Raw genomic sequence first — 20598 nt, forward strand, 5'->3', positions numbered from 1 at the left:
GAGCCCAATCGCTACCGTAAGGCAGGGATGTGGATTTTTTCTTATGCACTGTAGTTATAACAAGTCACTGCAATATGCTCCAGCACAACTTTGCATCAACGGGTCGCGTTAGGTTGAGCAATATGTGCGCTGACCACCGATCAATTATAGCTAAGCGGTCACAGCATGCGGCGCACTTACGAGGGGGGAGTGTCATGTTAGCAGGGCGCTGCAAGCAACGCCCTTACACGGGAGGTTAGGCTTTACCAGAGAACAGGAAGCGTAACAGCGGGATGCGCTTGTGCAACTCATATAACAGGAAGGCGCAAGCAAAGACGAACACCAGGCCCAGCAGGAAACCCAGCAGATTATTATCGATCAGCGGAGTCACGAAGGCGCCGTATATCAGCGTCAGCGGATGGTGAACCAGATAGATAAACAGCGAAGCGTTGACCAGATAGGTAATGCGAGGCGAATGGAAATCGAGCAGCGCATGGCCAAATGCGAACACCACGTTGGCCATCAGGACCCCGAGCACGGCTTTGATCATGATTTCCAGTTCAAACCCAAAACTGCTGTGCGCCAGCAGTTTCTGGTTGAGCATGTAGGCTACCAACAGCAGCAGTGAGCCCAGTACGGCTGGCCACGAGGGCTTGAGGAACACCGCTTTCAGCCATGAGTACTTAAACGCGTAGGCACCCACAATGAAGAACGGCAGGTAGAACAGGGTTTCCATCACCACGAAGTTGAACAGGCCGTTAGACAGTAAATGCGGGGCGGTGATTAAAATAATGCGATGAAACACGCCGTATATAAAGGCATACAATAAAAACCACAATGAGATATTGCTGAGATTGGTCATTTTATTTATTGGCCGCGGTGCCATCGGCGTTTTTATCGCCTTAATTTTTTTAAACAGATAAAAACAGGCGCAGGTCAATAAGCACAAGGTTAATAAAAACCACAGATGGGAGACCAACTCCCAAACCGCCACGTTTATTTTTTGATAAGGGGTAAAATCATCCCAGCCGGCTAATTTATCGGTGTAGTTCTTGAGTAAAAAAAACTGTGGCAGGGTAATCAATGGGATAGAGCTCAACAGCGGAATGGCAACCCGCTCCAGGCGTACCTTCAACCAGCGGTGGCTGTCATAGCGTTCGTACAGCATGTAGGAGAAGTAGCCGGAGATAATGAAGAACACCTGCATGCGAAAGGCGTGAATAAAGTCGTTCAGCACTGTCAGCGAAAACGACGGGGTCGTGCTGTTTACCGCCCACGAGTGGCTGGAGTAAATCAGAGAAAGATGAAAAGGAATGCCCAGCAGCATCAAATAGGCCCGGATCGAATCCAGGAAAAACTCGCGCTGGTTAGTGCTGTTAGTCATAGGTTACCGCTGGTGGTTGCATCAGGGGAGTGTAAACCCGCTTAATAAGTCGGCAATGGGGTAATCGCAAACTCAAACCCTACTATAGCGACCGACATTTTTCCATAGCGTCTTGGAGCACGGCTTGCTACGCTGCACAACTGCTTAAACTCTAGGCCGTAAACATCAGCACACGTTTATCATGTTGTCGGCGAGCAGAATAATCCATTAATATGGATTTTGAATATTTTGAGCACACGAATAGGGGGGGATGTGCTAGTAAATCTATTATCAAAAAAACCACGCGCCACGAGCGTACGTTGGTTAGGTGCTACCGTTTTATGCACGTTGTTGAGTTCGCAGGCTTGGGCTTTTTCTATCGACGATGTGGCCAAACAGGCACAGGATCTGGCAGGAAAAAGCTTTGAAGCCCCGAAGAGCAACCTTCCTTCTCAGTTTCGCGATATGAAGTTCGCGGACTATCAGCAGATCCAGTTCAATCACGATAAAGCCGTGTGGAGCAAGCTGAAAACCCCTTTCAAGCTTGAGTTCTACCATCAAGGAATGTACTTCGACACGCCGGTGACCATCAACGAGGTTACGGCCACCACCGTCAAAGAGATCAAATACAGCCCGGACTATTTCAACTTTGGTCCCGTCAAGCACGATCCCGACTCGGTGAAGAAACTCGGTTTCGCCGGGTTTAAAGTGCTCTATCCGGTCAACAGTGCGGATAAGAACGACGAAATCATGAGCATGCTGGGCGCCAGCTACTTCCGCGTGGTGGGTAAAGGGCAGGTTTATGGGCTTTCTGCCCGTGGGCTGGCTATTGATACCGCCTTGCCATCTGGCGAAGAGTTCCCGCGTTTCCGCGAGTTCTGGATCGAACGTCCTAAGCAGGGCGACAAACATCTGGTGATTTATGCCTTGCTGGATTCCCCACGAGCCACCGGCGCTTATCGTTTTGTGGTTTACCCCGGCCGCGATACCACGGTAGATGTCCAGTCCAAAGTGTTCCTGCGCGACAAAGTGGGCAAGTTGGGTATGGCACCGTTGACCAGCATGTTCCTGTTTGGGCCGAGCAATCCTTCGCCAACGCTGAATTACCGCCCGGCGCTGCATGACTCCAACGGTCTGTCTATCCATGCTGGTAACGGCGAGTGGATCTGGCGTCCGCTGAACAATCCTAAGCACCTGTCGGTCAGCACTTACAGCATCGAAAACCCGAAAGGTTTTGGTCTGCTGCAGCGTGGCCGTGATTTCCGTGACTACCAGGACCTGGACGATCGTTACGATCTGCGTCCAAGCGCCTGGGTTGAGCCGCGCGGCGATTGGGGCAAGGGCAAGGTTGAGCTGGTAGAGATCCCAACCGCGGATGAAACCAACGATAACATCGTGGCGTTCTGGACGCCGGACGTGTTGCCTGATGCAAAAACGCCGTTGGCATTGAACTACCGCCTGTACTTCACCCGCGACGAAGAGAAGCTGCATTCACAGGATATCGGCTACGTGGGTAAAACCATGCGTTCAACCGGTGATGTGAAGCAGTCAAACCTGATCCGCGAGCCGGACGGCAGCGTGGCGTTTCTGGTTGACTTCGTCGGCCCGGCACTGAAAGCGCTGGATGCCGATACGCCGGTAGCTTCTCAGATCAGCATTGGTGACAACGGCGAAATGGTGGAAAACAGCGTTCGCTATAATCCGGTCACCAAAGGCTGGCGTTTGACGGTGCGTTTGAAAGTGAAAGACGAGAAACAGCCGGTAGAAATGCGTGCTGCGTTGGTCAACGGTGACAAGACCCTGACGGAAACCTGGAGCTATCAGCTACCTGCCAATGAATAAGTCTACTGAAACTGCCCAGGAATATCTTGCGGCAATGCCCCTGACCGATGAGCGGTCAGGGGTGCTCAAACAACAAATGATGGCGGGTGATACCCTGGCACTGGAGGCTTTGCATCGTCAGATGGGGGCCTCTGATGTCAATGTGGCATCGCTGCCTGCCGATGACATTGCCCTGGCCTCGGTCAAGGCACGCATCAGCCAGGCTTGGCCGGATGCCGTCGATGACGACGATTTTGATTGTGACCCGGAAGGGCGCACCATCCTGAAAGCCACGCCGCCGATAAAACGTACCACCATGTTCCCTGAAGCCTGGCGCACCAACCCGGTGGGGCGTTTCTGGGATACTCTGCTGGGTCGTAAGACGCACAATCGTCATGCCAGCAAAGAAGAAGCCGAGGCGGAAAACCGCTGGCGTATTGTCGGTTCAATGCGCCGTTACGTGCTGTTGATCCTGATGTTGGTGCAAACCGGCATCGCCACCTGGTACATGAAAACCATCCTGCCTTATCAGGGCTGGGCGCTGATCGATCCTATCGCCATGTTCGATCAGGATCTGATGCAGTCGATGTTGCAAATATTACCGTATCTTTTGCAGACCGGTATTCTGATCCTGTTTGCCATTCTGTTCTGCTGGGTCTCTGCCGGCTTCTGGACGGCGCTGATGGGGTTCCTGCAACTGCTGATTGGCAAAGATAAATACAGCATCTCTTCGACTATCAAAGGTGATGAGCCGATCGATCCAGCGCACCGTACCGCGTTGATCATGCCGATCTGTAACGAAGACGTTGAACGGGTATTTGCCGGGTTGCGGGCAACCTACGAATCGGTGAAGGCGACCGGTCAGCTTGAGCATTTCGATATCTATGTGCTGAGCGACAGTTACGATCCCGATATCTGTGTCGCCGAACAGAAAGCCTGGATGGAACTGTGCCGCGATGTTGAGGGCCACGGACGTATCTTCTACCGCCGTCGCCGCCGCCGTGTTAAACGCAAGAGCGGCAACATCGACGACTTCTGCCGTCGTTGGGGCGGTGAGTACAGCTACATGGTGATCCTGGACGCGGACAGCGTGATGAGCGGCGAGTGCCTCACCGGCCTGGTACGCTTGATGGAAGCCAACCCGAACGCCGGTATCATCCAGTCTGCGCCAAAAGCCTCAGGCATGGATACGCTGTATGCTCGTGTGCAGCAGTTCGCCACGCGCCTCTATGGCCCGTTGTTCACCGCTGGTCTGCACTTCTGGCAGTTGGGCGAATCCCATTACTGGGGCCATAACGCCATCATCCGGGTGAAACCCTTCATCGAGCACTGTGCGTTGGCACCGTTGCCGGGTGAAGGTTCGTTTGCCGGTTCTATCCTCTCCCATGACTTTGTGGAAGCCGCATTGATGCGTCGGGCTGGCTGGGGCGTGTGGATAGCCTACGATCTGCCGGGTAGTTATGAAGAGTTACCGCCTAACCTGCTGGACGAGCTGAAACGCGACCGCCGCTGGTGTCATGGTAACCTGATGAACTTCCGCCTGTTCCTGGTAAAAGGCATGCATCCGGTACACCGCGCGGTGTTCCTGACTGGGGTAATGTCCTACCTGTCGGCACCGTTGTGGTTTATGTTCCTGGCGCTGTCCACCGCGTTGCAGATAGTGCATACGCTGGTGGAACCGCAATACTTCCTGCAACCCCGGCAGTTGTTCCCGGTGTGGCCACAGTGGAAGCCAGAACTGGCGATTGCGCTGTTCTCCACCACCATGGTGCTGCTGTTCTTACCGAAGTTGCTGAGCATCGTGCTGGTCTGGGCAAAAGGCTCGAAGCAGTACGGCGGGCCGATCCGGTTGCTGATCTCCATGCTGATGGAAGTGATGTTCTCAGTGCTGTTGGCGCCGGTGCGCATGCTGTTCCATACCGTGTTTGTGGTCAGCGCCTTCCTGGGCTGGGAAGTGGTGTGGAACTCGCCGCAGCGTGATGACGATGACACCCCTTGGGGAGAAGCCTTCAAGCGTCACGGCTCGCAAATGCTGCTGGGGCTGGTTTGGGGCGGCGGCATGGCATTGCTGGATCTGAACTTCCTGTGGTGGCTGTCACCGATCGTCTTCTCGCTGATCCTGTCACCGTTTGTTTCGGCGCTGTCGAGCCGTGCTACGCTCGGTCTCAAGAGCAAGCGGGCCAAGCTGTTCCTGATCCCGGAAGAGTACGATCCGCCGCGTGAACTGGTTGCCACAGACACCTATCTGCAGCTTAATCGTCAGCGTGCCTTGCGCAATGGCTTTATGCATGCGGCGGTGGACCCGTCCTACAACGCCTTGGCTGCCGCACTGGCAACGGCTCGTCACCATCTGCGTGCCATTATCGATCGGACGCGGGAAGAGCGGGTGAACGAGGCGCTGGAAGTAGGGCCAGAGAAGTTGGCGAAAGCCAAACGCCTTGAGCTGTTAAGCGATCCGGTAGCGTTGTCACGCCTGCATCAGCGCATTTGGCTGCTGCCGCAGGGCGAGGCCTGGCGCGAACATTATCGGCAGTTACCGCATAATGAACTGGCTCACCCCGTCGGCCAACGCTAACGGTTAGTATTAATTAAAGGGGAATGCGCACTGCGTGTTCCCCTTTTTCGTTTCAATCTCAATAAAGCTTGGATGTTGAAAATGGCTTCACTAGTCCGTCTGGCACTGTTGGCCGCTATGGTGACGGCATTATCTGGCTGCGGTAGCATTATCAGCCGCACGGTGCCTGGTGCAGGCCACGGGCACCAATATTATCCAGGGGTGCAGTGGGATTTGCGTGATACTCCCTGGCGCAGTGTTATGGTGATTGATGTGCCGCTCTCGCTGGTGGTGGATACCTTTATGCTGCCGTTTGATGCGCAGCACGGGCCTTACGAATAGGTCTTAGCCTCTGGTTGCGAAGACCACCAACTGATAGCTTTGGTTATTGCAGTGGAAAGTGGTCAACGCCGTCATTCCCAGGCCAGCGACATGGGCGGCGAGAGAATGCGGGTTATCCTCACTAACAAACAGCGCGCCAACGTCAAAATCCTGCTGAGTTCGCACTTTCACCGCTGCAAACAACTGGCGTAGCACACCTTTTCCCCGCCAATCGGCACTCAGGCATACCGGGCCGTACAGAAATACCCGTTGTTGATCCAATGCCTGGTTTTGAAACCGCTGTGTGGCCAACGTGTGCAGCATGGCATCCACTTCCGGCGGTCGGGGTTGGGCGTCGGTTGGCATCAGGCAGACAAAACCAGCCAACTGTTCTTCTTCGGTAGCGATCAAAATACCCAGGCCGCTGTTGATACTTGCCAGCTGTTTTTCGTTCATCTGCGAGACGATAAAGCCCTGTTGCCGCTGCTGGGGGCTAAGTTGCTCTGGAGTGTTTTGCGCCTGTAGAGCCAGAATTGCGGGATAATCACCGGGAACTGCTTGCCTGATGAACATGATACCTGCCTGTGTTAAGGGAAGAATGTAGCAGCATGCAATGCGTAGCCAGGGTCGTCAAGGCGAGGGTGGGCAACCAGGCGCCCACCCAACGGGCTCAACGTTCATCCCATTCGTCGGCAGCGCTTTGGCCTTCTTCGGTATCCAGCGGAGGATCGAGCTGAAAATCCCCTTCCTCCCACTCATGCAGCGTATTTTCGTTGATCCATTCTGCGCGGATCTCAATCTCGTCGTAGTCACCGTCAAAAATGGCCTGGGCGGCAGCACCGCTGCGCATCGTCATACATTCAACGGACTCACCTTCTTCTTCGAAAAACTCCGCCTGCCACATCGTGTCGCCATCCAACATGATGTATTTTTGCAGGTTAAACTGTTGAGGTACCGGCGGCTCATCATCGCCGCCTTCCGCCGTTTCGATAAACTCTTCGCGAGCGGCTTCGATCGCTTCTTCCAGCGTGGCATACAGGCTCATGCTCATCTCCTTTTTCAATCATCGTGGGGGACACCAGCATTAATTGTTGTCGCATCGCCGCAGGATGCAAATTTTTTGTTGTCCGTTTTGCGACGATGGTTGTCCATCCGCCGGGAGACGTGTGGCTACGGGTAGGAAATAATGACTACACACTTTGGTCTGTAGGAGAATCAGGATGTTAGCCAACCCAGCAAGCAAGTACCGGCCATTCCCGGCCATCGATTTACCCGATCGTCAGTGGCCGGGGCGCACCCAGCAGCAGGCACCGCGCTGGTGTTCCAGCGATCTGCGTGACGGCAATCAGGCGTTGGCAGAGCCGATGGATAACGCTCGCAAGCTACAGTTCTACCAGTTGTTACTGTCCTGCGGGTTTAAGGAAATCGAGGTAGCATTTCCTTCCGCATCACAAACCGATTTTGACTTCGTACGTCACTTGATCGAGCAACGGCTGATCCCGGATGACGTCTCAATCCAGGTGCTCACGCAGTCGCGCGACGATCTGATCGACCGCACGATGGAGTCGTTACAAGGGGCTCCACGTGCCATCGTGCATCTGTATAACGCCACCGCCCCGATGTTTCGCGACATCGTTTTCAAGCAGGACAAGGCTGCTACCGTGGCGCTGGCGGTGAATGGCGCACGCCGTATTCGCCAATGGTGCGACCGGCATCCGGAAACTGACTGGTGTTTCGAGTATTCGCCGGAGACCTTCTGCTTTACCGAGCTGGAGTTTGCCCTGCAAATTTGTGAGGCAGTGGCGGACGTGTGGCAACCTGAACGCCAGCGGCCCATGATTATCAACCTGCCCGCCACCGTGGAGATGAGTACCCCGAACATTTATGCCGACCAGATCGAATGGTTCTGTCGCCACTTCAGCCAGCGGAAGCAGGTGACCATCAGCGTGCATCCGCATAACGATCGCGGTACCGGTGTCGCTTGCGCAGAGTTGGCCATGCTGGCGGGGGCTGACCGAGTGGAAGGTTGCTTGTTTGGCAACGGTGAACGCACGGGTAATGTCGATTTGGTGACGTTAGCCCTCAATTTGTACACCCAGGGCATCGCGCCAGGGCTGGACTTCAGCCGGTTGAAGGAAGTGGTTGAAGTGGTGGAGCAGTGCAACCAGTTACCGGTACATCCGCGCCATCCTTATGCCGGAGAGTTGGTGTTTACCGCATTCTCTGGCTCGCATCAGGACGCTATCAAGAAAGGCTTTGCCGCCCAGCAGCAGCGTGAGGATGGGTTATGGCAGGTGCCTTATCTGCCGCTTGACCCGGCAGACGTGGGGTGCAGCTATGAGGCGGTGATCCGCGTAAACAGCCAGTCTGGCAAGAGTGGCGCTGCCTGGCTGCTGGAGCAGAATCATGGATTGCGCTTGCCACGTGGCTTGCAGATCGATTTCAGCAAAGTGGTGCAACAGGCCACGGATGAAAGCGGCAAGGAGATGACGGTGGCAGAAATCTGGCGGCTGTTCCGCAACAGCTACGGATTGGTGGAACAGCCGCGTTTGCAACTGCTTAGCTATCAAACGCAAAGCCAGGGTGGGGCGGCTTACAGCTTTACGGCGCAGGTGGCACTGGCAGGGGAACCAATGCAGTTGCAAGGTAGCGGTAACGGGCTGTTGTCCAGCGCGGTAGATGCGTTATGCCAGCGCTTTGGCCTGGTGCTGGCTATCGACGACTACCATGAACACACCTTGGGTCATCAGAGCCATAGCCGGGCAGTAACCTATATCCGTTGTACCCCAGCAAGGGGGAGGCAATTTACGGAGTTGGGATTGACGCCGACTCGGCCAGTGCCTCGCTCCAGGCTCTGTTCAACGTGGCTGGCCGTTGTTTGCCGTGATTGCCGGCTGAGCCTGGGCAAAATAGGTGCTGGGGGAAACGCCAAGCAGGCGGCGGAACATGGCGCTAAACGCGCTGGGGCTGTCATAGCCCAGATCCAAAGCCACCTCCAGCACCGACCTTCCGGCGGCCAGGGCGTTGAGCGCCGCCAGCAGGCGGGCACGACGTACCCAGTCGCTAAAGCGTAGGCCGGTCTCACGCTGGAATCGACGGGACAGCGTACGGCCACTGACGTTGATGTGCTGCGCCGCCAGCTCCAACTCCCAAGGCTGCGCCAAAGATTGTTGAATGTGCTGGCACAGGGCCAATAAGACGCCATCGCGTGGCTCGGGAAGGTGCAGGGGCAGGATCGGCAGCATACGCAACTCATCAAGGATCAGTTCCATAATGCGTTCTTCGCGTCCGCCGGGCCGGTAGCCGGGCTGAATATCCATCGCGCTGATAATCAGTTCACGCAATAAGGGGGAAATCTGCACCACTTGGCACTGAGCAGGCAAATCGGCACGGGCCAGGGGATCGACGAACAGCGTGCGTGCCGCCACGTTACCGCTAAAACGCAGGTTATGTTCCACTTTGGCCGGTAACCACACGCCACGGCCGGGGGGGACGACCCAACTGCCTACGCGCGTATTCACCTGTACCACACCGCTGAGGCCATGGATCAGTTGAGCGCAGCTGTGGTAATGATCCGGTTCGCTATCGCCATCCTGATAGTCCTTTGAAAACGGCACGATAGACTGATTCTCTGGGAGAAAATCGACGTTAACCAGCATTGTTCCTCCTCTGGAGCCTGATGACGAGTCTGTTGCAGCATGCCATGTCTTGCCGCTAGCGCAAAGCGCATTTCCTGTACGCCGTTTTGCCATGAAACGGCTTAGGCTAGCTGTTTGCCAACGGGAGGAAATATGGAACTTGCCAACGCGGTATTACGGATCGCCCGGCCCACCGACCATTTGGCCGCGATTGCCAAAATGTATTGCCAGGGGCTGGGGTTTGAACCACTGGGTGAGTTTGCAGATCACCAGGGGTTCGATGGCATTATGCTTGGTCATCCGCACCATGCCTATCATCTGGAATTCACCCATCATCGTGGAGTGCTGGTTGGGCGTGCGCCTACGCAGGACAACCTGTTGGTATTTTATGTGCCGGAGGTTGCAAGTTGGCAGAGAGGGTGCGATCGGATGCTAGCCAGTGGTTTTGAGCGCGTGCAGGCGTACAACCCTTATTGGGACGTACATGGGCAAACGTTTGAAGATTTGGATGGTTATCGCGTGGTGTTGCAAGCACGTGCCTGGCAGGCATAAAAAAAGCCAGCGCTGGGCGCTGGCTTAATTAAAAGGCTTCAGTGTCTATCAGGCGTGCGTGACCGGTTTGTCACCGCTTTTACCCTGCGTATTTTCCAGCATACGGCGGATCGGGACGATCAGCAGGATAAGCACGGCGGCACAGATCACCAGCGCAATAGAGCAGCGGGCGAACAGGGTTGGCAGCATGTCCAACTGATCCGCTTTCACGTGGCCACCGATCAAACCGGCGGCCAGGTTGCCCAGCGCGCTGGCACAGAACCACAGGCCCATCATTTGGCCACGCATTCTATCCGGTGCCAACAGCGTCATGGTTGCCAGGCCAATCGGGCTCAGGCAAAGCTCACCCAGCGTCAGCATCAGGATACTGCCCACCAGCCACATTGGTGACACGCCCGCGCCGCCATTGCCCAACACTTGTTGCGCGGCCAGCATCATCAGGCCAAAGCCTGCGGCGGCAAACAGAATACCGATCACGAATTTGGTGATGCTGCTCAGGCGGATTTTGTTACGAGCCAGAGCCGGCCAGGCCCAACTGAAGATTGGCGCCAACAGGATAATGAACAGTGCGTTAATCGATTGGAACCATACCGCTGGGATCTCGAAGTCGCCGATCATGCGGTTGGTGTAATCGTTAGCGAACAGGTTGAACGAGGTCGGTTTCTGTTCGAAGGCCGACCAGAAGAAGGCTGCAGAAATCAGCAGGATAAAACAGACCAGCAGACGAGCACGCTCTTTGCGGCTCAGGCCGGCAAAGAAGAACAGGTAGATAAAGTACAGCGTGACCGAGGCGGCGATGACGTAAACCAGCATACTGGCAACGGCGACCGGGTTAATCACGATGATACCTTGTGAGATCATAACCACGATCGCGGCAACGCCTACGGCCAGCGCAATCAGCCAGGCACCCACGCCATTTTTCTTGGCAACCGGGCTATTCCAGGTTGAGTCCAGGCCCACTTCGCTGTCATAGCGCTTCATGGCCGGTACGGCAAACACCCGGAAAATTACCAAGGCCACCAACATCCCGATACCACCGATGCCGAAGCCCCAGTGCCAACCGTGTGAACGGATCAACCAACCGGAAATCAGAGGGGCAATAAAGGAGCCCATGTTGATGCCCATGTAGAACAGCGAGAAGCCACCATCACGGCGCGCATCGCCTTTCTTGTACAGGGTTCCAACCATCACCGAGATACAGGTTTTGAACAGGCCGGAGCCGAGCACGATAAACATCAGGCCGACGAAGAACAGGTCGTTACCCATAATAGCGGATAGGGCAATCGACAGGTGACCCAGAGCGATCAGGATCGAACCGTACCAAACGGCTTTTTGCTGGCCGAGCCAGTTATCGGCTAACCAGCCACCCGGCAGTGCCGCCAGGTACATACTGCCAGCAAAGATACCAACGATCGCCGAGGCGTTTTCGCGCGCCAACCCCATCCCGCCGTCATAAACCGTGGCGGCCATAAACAGGATCAGTAACGGACGAATGCCATAAAACGAGAAGCGCTCCCACATTTCAGTGAAGAACAACGAGCCGAGAGGATATGGATGGCCGAGGAACGTCCGGCTTTCTTTCTGATTAACAGAGGATTGCATAAAGTCTTCCCAATATAATGTGCTGCGCGCTGGCAGCAGATACTGTGGTATGTCTGTGTCTGTAAGTGAGGTAATCCCGCTGATGCGGATTACCTGACAAAACCTCAGCCGCAGCGCCTATTAAGCTTGAAAACCCTGCAGGCCATTTTATTCACTTGGTCAGAATGTTACTTCTGGCGTGATATTATTTAACCATTTGATAACTGAATGGTGGCTTTGTCTAGTACCTGTATCCCATTTTTTAGACGAAAAGTCGACAAACATCTACTTTATTGGTTTTTATGTTGGTTGTGGCGTTATTTCCATTGACAGGTGGTTTATTGCTCTGATTGTGATTTTTGTGTCTAAAAACAAGGTGTTAATAATATTGTTCTTAGAGATTGGGGCAGAGCCGGAGCGGGAGGGTAACAATAATAAAAGTAAGGGAAACGGGGCTTGGGTAATATTTATCAGAACAACTGGCGATAAATAGCGCTATTACTCTTCCTGTAACGTGTCTTCACGCATTCTCGCTGGCCGCCGCTGTAAACACCACCAGGAATAGAACGCGTTAAATAGCACCACCAGCGCCGTCATGCAGAATACCGCGCGGAATCCATAGCTGGCAGAAACGGCGGCGCCGAGTAGTGGGCCGCTGACGTTGCCGATATCCCGGAAAGATTGGTTATAGCTGAATATTCGCCCGGCAACCTGATTGGTACAGTTGTAGATCAGCAAGGTTTGCACCGCAGGCAGCAGTGCGCCATCGGCAGCGCCGAGCAGGAAGCGCAATACGCCGAGTTGCCACGGTGTCTGGACAAAGGCCATCGGGATCAGCAACAGCACGGAAATCACCAGCATAAACACCAGAATCCGCTCCGGGCCGATCCTGTCGCCCAGCTTGCCCAGCCGTGGCGCACTCATCAAGGCGGCAACGCCCGGTACCGAGGCGATCAAACCGCTGACAAACGCCAGGTTGCTGATGTTGCCTGCCAGTTCACGCACGTAAAGCGTGAGGATTGGGGCAATCGAGCCAGTGGCGATCTGGATGATCATGGTGGTGATAAACAGGCTGAGGATCAGCTTGGGACTTTTGAGCGAGGCAAACACCTGGCGCGCATGCAGCATGTCTTTTTTCTGCACTGGAGTGAATTGTTCCCGTACGCAAAATAGCGTCAGCAGGAAACAGATAAACAGCACAGTGGCAGTGATGAAGAACACGGGGCGCAGGCCATATTGGTCAGCCAGCAAGCCGCCAATCAATGGGCCAATCAGGGCACCACTGACGCCGCCGGTCGATAAAGTACCCAGGGCCCAGCCGCTGCGATGGCGCGGCACCTGGGTAGCAATCAGTGCATTGGCGTTGGGAATAAAGCCGCCGAGCAACCCCAGCACCGCGCGCAGTGCCAGAAACTGCCAGATGTTCTGCGCCATGCCCATCAGCACCATCACAATGCCCATTCCTAGCGCAGAACGCAGCAACATCAGCTTACGCCCACGGCGATCGGCCAGACTGCCCCAGAACGGCGAGGCAATCGCGGAGAACAGGAAGGTGATACTGAACACCAATCCGGACCACATATTCAGCGACTGATGGCCGGTAACGCCAAGAGCTTCAACGTACAGCGGCAGGAACGGCATGATCAGGCTAAAGGCCGCACCGGTCAGAAAGCAGCCCAGCCAGGTGATGAACAGGTTACGTTGCCAATTGATAGGTTCTGCTGCCGGGGCCATAGGTTTCCGTGCGGGAAGAGATGCCTGGCGATCGCGCAAGGCAAAAAAGTTAGCTTGGTAAGTATGCGCTTAATAACGCAGGTTATCAAATGAGCAGCTGTGTGATTTTGCGTGAAAATGAAATAAAGTTTTAAAACGGAGAATGACAATTATTCCCGCGCCGGGCAACGCGGGAACGGAGGGTTCAGGCACCGGCCAAGGCTTCGAATCCGGCGCTGGTAGTGGTGAGAGCGACGTTTGTCACCTCATAATTGGCCACGGCAACAAAGGGATCTTCCGCCAGGATGGCATCCAGCTTGGTGCGTTCCATATCTTTTACCAGGATCACGCCGCCGGTACGTGGGTTCTTACGGCCAGAAGCAATAAAGCTGCCGGCTTGAAAATAGTGCTTCAACCAGGCGATATGCCCTTCAAGATGGCTTTCTACTTCTTCAATCGGGCGGTGATAGGTCAGGCTGACGATATACATAGAAGCTCCTGTTGCTGGGAAAGTGACAATATCATGCGGGCCATCTCGGCCCGTAATGATTAATAGAGAGAAGGCTCACCTTCTGGGCGGGTCTTGAAGCGGCGGTGTAGCCACATATATTGATCCGGCGCCATCAGGATCTCTTTTTCTACCACCTTGTTCATAAAGGCTGCAGCCTCGACTTCGTTATCCAGCGGGAAATTTTCCACCGCTGGCTGCATGATGAGTTCGTACCCTTTGCCTTCTGGCAGGCGGCGTGGCGTAAAGGGAATGATCGCCGGTTTCCCCATGCGGATCAACACATAGCTGCCGGTGGTGGTCGCTGCTTTTTCTACGGCAAATAGCGGGGCAAACACGCTGCTCCGCGGGCCGTAGTCATGGTCCGGTGCGTACCAGATGATCTCACCCTGTTTCAGGGCGCGGATCATCCCCTTGACGTCTTTACGGTCCAGCATGGATTTGTTCGAGCGCATACGGCCCCAGGTCTGTAGCCAGTCCATCAGCTTGTTATCGTGTGGACGGTAAACGCCGATCCCCGGATTGTGGATGCCAAAGATACGAGCACCCAACTCCAGCGTCAGGAAGTGCAGGCCGATCAGCAGCACCCCTTGATGATTGTCCCGTGCCTTTTGAATGTGCTCCAGGCCGCTGACGCTGAACCAGCGCTCGATACGCCAGTTGGGCCAGAACCAGGCCATGCCGGTTTCAAACAGCCCCATCCCCACGGATTCGAAGTTCTTGGCGATCAACGCATCACGTTCGGCTCTCGGCATATCCGGAAAGCACAGTTCCAGGTTACGCTCAGTTATCGCTCGCCGGCGTTTGAGGAAACGCATTGAAAAGCGACCCAACCTGGTCCCCAAACGATAAATAATTGGGTAGGGCAGCAGGACCAGCAGGTAGAGTAAGGCGATGCCAAACCAGGTAAGCCAGTAGCGTGGATGCAGTAAAGATCGATTGAAAGAAGGAACTTGCGTCATGGGTTCTCAGCTTAGAAGCAGTCATTTAACAGTAATAACAGATAAAATGCATAGACACGTCGAGTTGCCATAAGTCGTGTTGTAGGTCGCCATCAGAATTTTTTGCTGGCCACGGGTTGCTTGAACGACTCGGTCTATGCGATGGTTTTCTGCCGTTTATAGTAGCGTATTGTGACATTTTTCTTATGTAACAGGAAAACTCACCGCATTAAAACACCCTTTTTAGGCCTAAATCAGGTGCGGCTGTTGGTTATTTGGCCAAATCAAGTAAGAATCGACCTATAAGTCAGGCGGTGTTTTATTCGTTTATTGATTCAGGAGGTAACTATGTTGGCATCATGGTTAAGCGCTGGGCTATTGGTGATCGGTGGGTTACTTGGCTGTCTTGGTGCCTATATGCAGTACAACCCTTTGCTAGCCGTAGCGGGGGCGGGCTGCTGGCTGGTGCGGTTATTTCCGGGGTTACGGAATGGTCAAGCGGGCGCTAAACACCCGCTTGAGGCCGTTTTAATGGTCTTTGAACAATCCTTTCACCCGGTGTGGTTCTGAGCGCCAATACTGTGGCGGAGCCTGCACTTGGGCCCCCAGTTTTGCGGCTGCGTGCCACGGCCAGCGGGGGTTATAGAGAATACCACGCGCTAGCGCGACCATATCAGCCTGACCGGTGGCGACGATTGCTTCTGCCTGCTCCGGTTCGGTGATCAACCCCACGGCGATGGTTGGTATCCCTACTTTATGTTTGATGGTTTCGGCGAACGGCACCTGGTAGTTCGGCCCCACCGGGATTTTTTGCTGCGGCGATAGGCCGCCGCTGGAAATATGAATGTAATCGCAGCCCAATTCCTTTAAAGCGCTGGTCAGCTCAACGGACTGCTGTTCGTTCCAGCCCCCTTCAACCCAGTCACTGGCGGAGATCCGCACCCCAAGCGCTTTATTGGCCGGGAAGACTGCCCGCACCTCGCTGAAAATCTCCAGCAACAATCGCATACGATTTTGCAGACATCCGCCGTATTGATCGGTGCGCTGATTGGCCAGTGGCGAAAGGAACTGATGCAACAGGTAACCATGCGCCCCGTGCAGTTCGATCAGATCGAAGCCGAGACGGTCGGCGCGCCGTGCCGCTGCAACAAACTGTGCCTTTAACTGCTCGATTTGCTCCAGGCTCATGGCCTGTGGAGCCTCATCCAGAGGGTTAAAGGGCTGATTGGAGGCAGAAAGTGTTTGCCAGCCGCCCTCACTCTTGGCCAACTGAGCCCCGCCTTGCCAGGGAAGGGCGCATGAAGCTTTGCGGCCAGCATGCCCCAGTTGGATCCCCAAAGGCATGGTTGCGTGTTTTTTTACGGACTGAACCACGTCGGCAAGTGCTTGTTCGGTAGCGTCGTCCCAAAGGCCCAGATCCCCCGGAGAAATACGGCCTTCCGGTGAAACCGCAGTGGCTTCCACAATCAGCAAACCCGCCCCGGAAAGGGATAGATGGCCGAGATGCATTGTATGCCACTCGGTGGCTTTGCCGTTGTCGGCAGAGTACTGGCACATGGGGGCGATAATAATACGGTTAGGCAACCGCAGTAGCCCCAGGGTGATAGGAGTAAACAGCTGGCTCATAATTTCCTCAAGGTCCGTCAAAATTCGTTGCTACAACGTGCACTAGGCTTATCGGTATTTGCCAATAACGTCAAGCTTTGTGCGGAAATCATTGCCGCTGGGTTAATGCTGTGTTGCAGCCTATTTTCGGGTATGATGTGCGCCGCGCGCGGGCTAACGGCCCGTGGGCACTCAATCAGTCACCTCCCGAAAGACAGGAAAGTACACCATGCCAGTGTTACATAACCGAATTTCTAATGAGGAACTGAAGGCGCGTATGCTGGCCGAAACCGAGCCACGCACCACAGTTTCTTTTTATAAATATTTCACCATTGACGACCCCAAGGCATTTCGCGATAGCCTGTATATTCAGTTCGATAAACTGAAGGTGTTTGGCCGTATCTACGTGGCCAAAGAGGGCATCAATGCGCAGATCAGCGTGCCGCAGAGTCACTTTGACGCGTTCAAAACCGTGCTGTTTGCTTCGCATCCGGCTCTGGACCAAGTGCGCCTGAATATTGCGCTGGAAGACGATGGCAAATCCTTCTGGGTACTGCGCCTGAAAGTGCGTGAACGTATTGTGGCCGACGGGATTGAAGATGAGACCTTCAACCCTGCCAATGTGGGTGAGTATCTGCAGGCCGATCGCGTTAACCAGATGATCGACGATCCGAATACGGTGTTCGTTGATATGCGCAACCACTATGAGTACGAGGTTGGGCACTTTGATAAGGCGATCGAAGTGCCTTCCGACACGTTCCGCGATCAGCTACCGATGGCGGTGGAGATGCTACAGGAGCAGAAAGACAAAAATATTGTCATGTACTGTACCGGTGGGATCCGTTGTGAGAAAGCCAGCGCCTATATGCTGCATAATGGCTTCAAAAACGTCTATCACGTGGAAGGCGGTATTATCGAATATGCCCGCCAGGCGAAGGCGCAAGGGTTGCCACTGAAGTTCATCGGCAAGAACTTTGTGTTTGACGAGCGCATGGGGGAACGTATCTCAGAAGACGTGATTGCCAACTGCCATCAGTGCGGTGTGGCATGTGATACTCATACCAACTGCCTGAACGACGGCTGCCATCTGCTGTTTATCCAGTGCCCAAGCTGTGCCGAGAAATTTGCTGGCTGTTGCAGCGAGACCTGCCGCGAAGAGTTGAAACTACCGCGTGAAGAACAGCGAGCCCGCCGGGCTGGCCGCGAGAATGGCGTAAAAATCTTCAATAAGTCCAAAGGGCTGTTGCAAACCACCATGCATATCCCAGAACCGAAAGAGTAAGGGGACACATAAGTTAAGTAGGGCGCTGCTAAGCGGGCGCAGCATGCAGCGCCCCTACTAATTCAGCGCCCTTGTTGTATAAAGAATGTATTACTTCTCGCGAACGCCTTCGACCGAGATGATCAGCTCAACTTCCTGAGAAGCCGGGCCCAGGTCAGTGGTGATGCCAAAGTCTTTCAGCTTGATTTTACCGTTGGCTTCGAAACCGGCGCGGTAACCGCCCCAAGGATCCTTACCTTCGCCGACCAGTTTGGCTGCCAGTGTGACCGGCTTGGTCACGCCGTTCAACGTCAGGTTGCCGACTACAGCATAACCTTCACCGTCTTTTTTCACTTCGGTAGAGGTAAAGGTAGCCTGCTTGTTCTTTTCAACGTTCAAGAAATCGGCGCTGCGCAGGTGTTTGTCACGCTCGGCGTGGTTGGTGTCTACGCTGGCTGTGTTGATGGTAACGTTGACTTTATCGTTAGCCGGGTCTTTTTCATCGAAGGTGAAGCTACCGTCAAAATCTTTGAAAGTGCCGTAAATCCAGCTGTAACCCAGGTGCTGGATGCGGAATTCGATAAAGGCGTGCTGGCCTTGTTTGTCGATTTTATAATTGGCAGCCAGAGCGGAACCGGCGTTTAACAGTAGGGCGCCTGCGGCCAGGCCTAATACGGTTTTCTTCAACATAGCAATATCTCCATAAATCCAAAGGGTTAATCGGTGCTGCGACCCAGCATCCGTTTCAAAGTAACATCACGATCAATAAAGTGATGTTTAAGCGCAGCCAGGGCGTGCAGTACCGAAAGCACGACGACGGCCCAAGCCAGATAAAGGTGGATAGTCCCGGCGGTGTCGGCCTGCTGTGGCAAACCTGTCACGCTAGCCGGTACGTCAAACCAGCCAAATACGCTGATTGCCTGACCATCGGCGGTCGAGATCAGGTAGCCGCTGATCAGGATGGCGAACAGCACGGTGTAAAGTGCGATATGGGCGAGCACGGCACTGATACGCGTAAGACGGCTATAACTGGCCAGAGGCTTTGGCGGCGGCGAGATAAAGCGCCAAACCACCCGTACCACCATGACGATAAACAGCAGCGTGCCAATACTTTTGTGGATCTCCGGCGCCTGGTGATACCAAACGTCGTAGTAACCCAGCGTCACCATCCATAAGCCGAGGGCGAACATGCCGTAAACGGTCAGCGCCACCAGCCAGTGGATCAGTACAGAAACGTGACCAAAGCGGTCGGCGGTATTTTTCCAGAGCATCAGTTTTCCTTACAAAACTCATTTACCGACTGCAATACTTAAACTTTAAGAAACATAAATCAATAATAAATTTAACTAAGTTACTGCATAAAAATATTAATCAGTAGATTTGTTTGAGTTGTGGCAAGTTGGTCAAAGGAATCGTCGGAGAGGGCGTTTTTTTGGCAATACTGGAGAAACGCTGGCCAATTGAAATCTATCGACTTTATTCTTCATTGTCAGCTTTTGTCATTTTTCGTAAATACCATCAGAAACCTTGGCAAATAATTGAATAACGACTAGCGCCGATTATTTGTTCGCCCTGTCAACCAGGATTAGCTTAATTCCTTCAGCAACTTGAGGGTAATATGCCTGCGACAGCAAGGAATAATTTGCTAACATGTATTTATCAATGGCTCTGGTGGGCCAGTATCACACAAGGAATTTTCATGGGCATACCCGAGTTAAATGACCGCAAGCTACGTTTGATTATGATGCTGGCCATGCTGGTGGTGATCCTGGCTGGCATAAAGGCGGCGGCAGATATTGTGGTGCCATTCCTGCTGGCGGTTTTCTTGGCCATCGTGTTAAACCCACTGGTGCTGCTACTGGAACGTTTTCGTGTGCCCAGAGCGCTGGGGGTGACGCTGTTGGTGATTGCCATCGTCGTGCTGTTGCTGACCCTGGTCGGCATGCTGGGAGCTTCATTAAATGAGTTTGCTCGCTCCTTGCCACAGTATCGGGGCATGATGCTGGAGAAGCTGGGTGAGTTGCAATACCAGGCGCAACGCTTCAATCTGGATATTAACTTCTCGGCAGATGCGGTGGTCAAATACGTCGATCCTGGTGCCACCATGAACTTGGTGACCCGCCTGCTGGGGCACCTTTCTGGGGCGATGACCAGCATCTTCCTGTTATTGATGACGGTGGTCTTTATGCTGTTTGAGGTAAAGGTATTGCCCTTTAAGCTGCAGCAGGCGCTGGATAATCCCACCGAAGGGATGGCCACTATCCGCCGGGCCTTGCAAGGGGTCACACACTATCTAGTGATTAAGACCGCTATCAGTCTGGCAACTGGCCTGATCGTCTGGGGCTTTCTAAGCTGGGTTGGCGTTCGTTTTGCCTTTATCTGGGGCATGATGGCGTTCATGTTCAACTATGTGCCCAATATTGGTTCGATCATTGCTGCTATTCCGCCGCTGGTCCAGGCTTTGCTGTTTAACGGCTTTGCCGATGCGGCCGTGGTGGCTGCGGGCTATATTCTGATCAACCTGATCATCGGTAATATGCTGGAACCACGGATCATGGGCCGTGGGCTGGGGCTTTCTACGCTGGTGGTGTTCCTTTCCCTGATCTTCTGGGGCTGGCTGATGGGACCCGTGGGGATGTTGCTTTCGGTCCCTTTGACCATTATCGCGCGCATCACGTTGGAAACCATGGACGGAGGACGCAAGGTGGCCATGCTCCTCGGTGATGGACGCCAGATAAACGAAATCACGCCGAAATGAGGC

The 20598-nt window shown here is 54.2% G+C and carries 18 protein-coding genes and 1 pseudogene; 8 read left to right on the top strand and 11 right to left on the bottom strand.

Annotated elements, in window-relative coordinates; all coding sequences use genetic code 11:
- Positions 1 to 235: 235 nt before the first annotated feature.
- Positions 236 to 1363, bottom strand: coding sequence for a glucans biosynthesis protein MdoC (mdoC, locus tag D9980_RS04765; RefSeq protein ID WP_046808170.1), 1128 nt, complete (start codon positions 1361 to 1363; stop codon positions 236 to 238).
- A 252-nt stretch (positions 1364 to 1615) separates the two neighbouring features.
- On the opposite strand from mdoC, the gene D9980_RS04770 reads away from it, so the two are divergent.
- The 3 genes from D9980_RS04770 to D9980_RS04780 all read left to right on the top strand — a co-directional run bounded on the left by D9980_RS04770 (position 1616) and on the right by D9980_RS04780 (position 6059).
- Positions 1616 to 3184 carry a glucan biosynthesis protein G gene (locus D9980_RS04770; protein ID WP_121606567.1) on the top strand — a complete coding sequence of 523 codons (1569 nt, stop codon included), beginning with the start codon at positions 1616 to 1618 and terminating at the stop codon, positions 3182 to 3184.
- Positions 3177 to 5738 (top strand): glucans biosynthesis glucosyltransferase MdoH, encoded by a 2562-nt coding sequence (gene mdoH / locus D9980_RS04775; RefSeq protein WP_121606568.1) that lies wholly within the window; start codon positions 3177 to 3179, stop codon positions 5736 to 5738. The genes D9980_RS04770 and mdoH overlap by 8 nt, the downstream gene beginning before the upstream one ends.
- Positions 5739 to 5819: 81 nt before the next feature.
- Positions 5820 to 6059, top strand: a complete 240-nt coding sequence (locus D9980_RS04780) for a YceK/YidQ family lipoprotein (protein ID WP_370454289.1) — start codon at positions 5820 to 5822, stop codon at positions 6057 to 6059.
- Between the two features lie 3 nt (positions 6060 to 6062).
- On the opposite strand, the gene D9980_RS04785 is transcribed toward D9980_RS04780, so the two are convergent.
- Together D9980_RS04785 and D9980_RS04790 are read right to left on the bottom strand one after the other, a co-directional pair.
- Positions 6063 to 6611, bottom strand: a complete 549-nt coding sequence (locus D9980_RS04785; protein WP_121606569.1) for a GNAT family N-acetyltransferase — start codon at positions 6609 to 6611, stop codon at positions 6063 to 6065.
- Positions 6612 to 6708: 97 nt separating this feature from the next.
- Positions 6709 to 7083 carry a MysB family protein gene (locus D9980_RS04790; protein WP_024485685.1) on the bottom strand — a complete coding sequence of 125 codons (375 nt, stop codon included), beginning with the start codon at positions 7081 to 7083 and terminating at the stop codon, positions 6709 to 6711.
- Positions 7084 to 7258: 175 nt separating this feature from the next.
- Here D9980_RS04790 and leuA point away from each other — a divergent pair.
- Positions 7259 to 8925: pseudogene (leuA, locus tag D9980_RS04795) on the top strand (2-isopropylmalate synthase).
- Here the strand turns inward: leuA and D9980_RS04800 are convergent.
- Positions 8897 to 9697 (bottom strand): helix-turn-helix transcriptional regulator, encoded by an 801-nt coding sequence (locus D9980_RS04800; protein WP_121606570.1) that lies wholly within the window; start codon positions 9695 to 9697, stop codon positions 8897 to 8899. The pseudogene leuA and the gene D9980_RS04800 overlap by 29 nt on opposite strands.
- Before the next feature lie 132 nt (positions 9698 to 9829).
- Here D9980_RS04800 and D9980_RS04805 point away from each other — a divergent pair, with 132 nt between their 5' ends.
- Positions 9830 to 10228, top strand: a complete 399-nt coding sequence (locus D9980_RS04805) for a VOC family protein (protein ID WP_121606571.1) — start codon at positions 9830 to 9832, stop codon at positions 10226 to 10228.
- Positions 10229 to 10276: 48 nt separating this feature from the next.
- Here the strand turns inward: D9980_RS04805 and D9980_RS04810 are convergent, their stop codons facing one another.
- The 4 genes from D9980_RS04810 to D9980_RS04830 all read right to left on the bottom strand — a co-directional run bounded on the left by D9980_RS04810 (position 10277) and on the right by D9980_RS04830 (position 14992).
- On the bottom strand, positions 10277 to 11830 hold the full coding sequence (locus tag D9980_RS04810) for a peptide MFS transporter (protein WP_024486558.1): 1554 nt from the start codon (positions 11828 to 11830) through the stop codon (positions 10277 to 10279).
- Positions 11831 to 12307: 477 nt separating this feature from the next.
- Positions 12308 to 13543 (bottom strand): multidrug efflux MFS transporter MdtG, encoded by a 1236-nt coding sequence (mdtG, locus tag D9980_RS04820; protein ID WP_024486559.1) that lies wholly within the window; start codon positions 13541 to 13543, stop codon positions 12308 to 12310.
- A 184-nt stretch (positions 13544 to 13727) separates the two neighbouring features.
- A complete protein-coding gene (locus D9980_RS04825; protein WP_024486560.1) occupies positions 13728 to 14012 on the bottom strand; it encodes a YciI family protein in 285 nt (94 codons plus the stop codon).
- Between the two features lie 59 nt (positions 14013 to 14071).
- A complete protein-coding gene (locus tag D9980_RS04830) occupies positions 14072 to 14992 on the bottom strand; it encodes a Kdo(2)-lipid IV(A) acyltransferase (RefSeq protein ID WP_121606573.1) in 921 nt (306 codons plus the stop codon).
- A gap of 327 nt (positions 14993 to 15319) precedes the next feature.
- Here D9980_RS04830 and D9980_RS04835 point away from each other — a divergent pair, with 327 nt between their 5' ends.
- Entirely contained in the window at positions 15320 to 15541 is a 222-nt protein-coding gene (locus D9980_RS04835) for a histidine kinase (protein ID WP_370454290.1), read from the top strand.
- Here D9980_RS04835 and D9980_RS04840 read toward each other — a convergent pair.
- Positions 15500 to 16597: an NADH:flavin oxidoreductase/NADH oxidase gene (locus D9980_RS04840; protein ID WP_121606574.1), complete on the bottom strand. Its 1098-nt coding sequence runs from the start codon at positions 16595 to 16597 to the stop codon at positions 15500 to 15502. The genes D9980_RS04835 and D9980_RS04840 overlap by 42 nt on opposite strands.
- Before the next feature lie 208 nt (positions 16598 to 16805).
- Here D9980_RS04840 and D9980_RS04845 point away from each other — a divergent pair, with 208 nt between their 5' ends.
- Positions 16806 to 17858 carry a rhodanese-related sulfurtransferase gene (locus tag D9980_RS04845; RefSeq protein WP_121606575.1) on the top strand — a complete coding sequence of 351 codons (1053 nt, stop codon included), beginning with the start codon at positions 16806 to 16808 and terminating at the stop codon, positions 17856 to 17858.
- 90 nt (positions 17859 to 17948) lie between these two features.
- On the opposite strand, the gene D9980_RS04850 is transcribed toward D9980_RS04845, so the two are convergent.
- Together D9980_RS04850 and D9980_RS04855 are read right to left on the bottom strand one after the other, a co-directional pair.
- A complete protein-coding gene (locus D9980_RS04850) occupies positions 17949 to 18527 on the bottom strand; it encodes a YceI family protein (RefSeq protein ID WP_121606576.1) in 579 nt (192 codons plus the stop codon).
- Between the two features lie 26 nt (positions 18528 to 18553).
- A complete protein-coding gene (locus D9980_RS04855) occupies positions 18554 to 19108 on the bottom strand; it encodes a cytochrome b (protein WP_071680514.1) in 555 nt (184 codons plus the stop codon).
- Between the two features lie 428 nt (positions 19109 to 19536).
- Between D9980_RS04855 and D9980_RS04860 the strand changes: the two genes are divergently transcribed.
- Positions 19537 to 20595: an AI-2E family transporter gene (locus D9980_RS04860; protein WP_121606577.1), complete on the top strand. Its 1059-nt coding sequence runs from the start codon at positions 19537 to 19539 to the stop codon at positions 20593 to 20595.
- Positions 20596 to 20598: the final 3 nt, after the last annotated feature.

The sequence above is a fragment of the Serratia sp. 3ACOL1 genome, assembly GCF_003668775.1.
GTDB lineage: Bacteria > Pseudomonadota > Gammaproteobacteria > Enterobacterales > Enterobacteriaceae > Chania > Chania fonticola.

Excerpts from the sequence above, each read along its gene's own strand:
- mdoC (WP_046808170.1), bottom strand. The coding sequence starts at position 1,363 with ATGACTAACAGCACTAACCAGCGCGAGTTTTTCCTGGATTCGATCCGG.
- mdoH (WP_121606568.1), top strand. The coding sequence starts at position 3,177 with ATGAATAAGTCTACTGAAACTGCCCAGGAATATCTTGCGGCAATGCCC.
- D9980_RS04780 (WP_370454289.1), top strand. The coding sequence starts at position 5,820 with ATGGCTTCACTAGTCCGTCTGGCACTGTTGGCCGCTATGGTGACGGCA.
- D9980_RS04785 (WP_121606569.1), bottom strand. The coding sequence starts at position 6,611 with ATGTTCATCAGGCAAGCAGTTCCCGGTGATTATCCCGCAATTCTGGCT.
- D9980_RS04790 (WP_024485685.1), bottom strand. The coding sequence starts at position 7,083 with ATGAGCCTGTATGCCACGCTGGAAGAAGCGATCGAAGCCGCTCGCGAA.
- D9980_RS04800 (WP_121606570.1), bottom strand. The coding sequence starts at position 9,697 with ATGCTGGTTAACGTCGATTTTCTCCCAGAGAATCAGTCTATCGTGCCG.
- D9980_RS04805 (WP_121606571.1), top strand. The coding sequence starts at position 9,830 with ATGGAACTTGCCAACGCGGTATTACGGATCGCCCGGCCCACCGACCAT.
- D9980_RS04810 (WP_024486558.1), bottom strand. The coding sequence starts at position 11,830 with ATGCAATCCTCTGTTAATCAGAAAGAAAGCCGGACGTTCCTCGGCCAT.
- mdtG (WP_024486559.1), bottom strand. The coding sequence starts at position 13,543 with ATGGCCCCGGCAGCAGAACCTATCAATTGGCAACGTAACCTGTTCATC.
- D9980_RS04825 (WP_024486560.1), bottom strand. The coding sequence starts at position 14,012 with ATGTATATCGTCAGCCTGACCTATCACCGCCCGATTGAAGAAGTAGAA.
- D9980_RS04830 (WP_121606573.1), bottom strand. The coding sequence starts at position 14,992 with ATGACGCAAGTTCCTTCTTTCAATCGATCTTTACTGCATCCACGCTAC.
- D9980_RS04835 (WP_370454290.1), top strand. The coding sequence starts at position 15,320 with ATGTTGGCATCATGGTTAAGCGCTGGGCTATTGGTGATCGGTGGGTTA.
- D9980_RS04840 (WP_121606574.1), bottom strand. The coding sequence starts at position 16,597 with ATGAGCCAGCTGTTTACTCCTATCACCCTGGGGCTACTGCGGTTGCCT.
- D9980_RS04845 (WP_121606575.1), top strand. The coding sequence starts at position 16,806 with ATGCCAGTGTTACATAACCGAATTTCTAATGAGGAACTGAAGGCGCGT.
- D9980_RS04850 (WP_121606576.1), bottom strand. The coding sequence starts at position 18,527 with ATGTTGAAGAAAACCGTATTAGGCCTGGCCGCAGGCGCCCTACTGTTA.
- D9980_RS04855 (WP_071680514.1), bottom strand. The coding sequence starts at position 19,108 with ATGCTCTGGAAAAATACCGCCGACCGCTTTGGTCACGTTTCTGTACTG.
- D9980_RS04860 (WP_121606577.1), top strand. The coding sequence starts at position 19,537 with ATGGGCATACCCGAGTTAAATGACCGCAAGCTACGTTTGATTATGATG.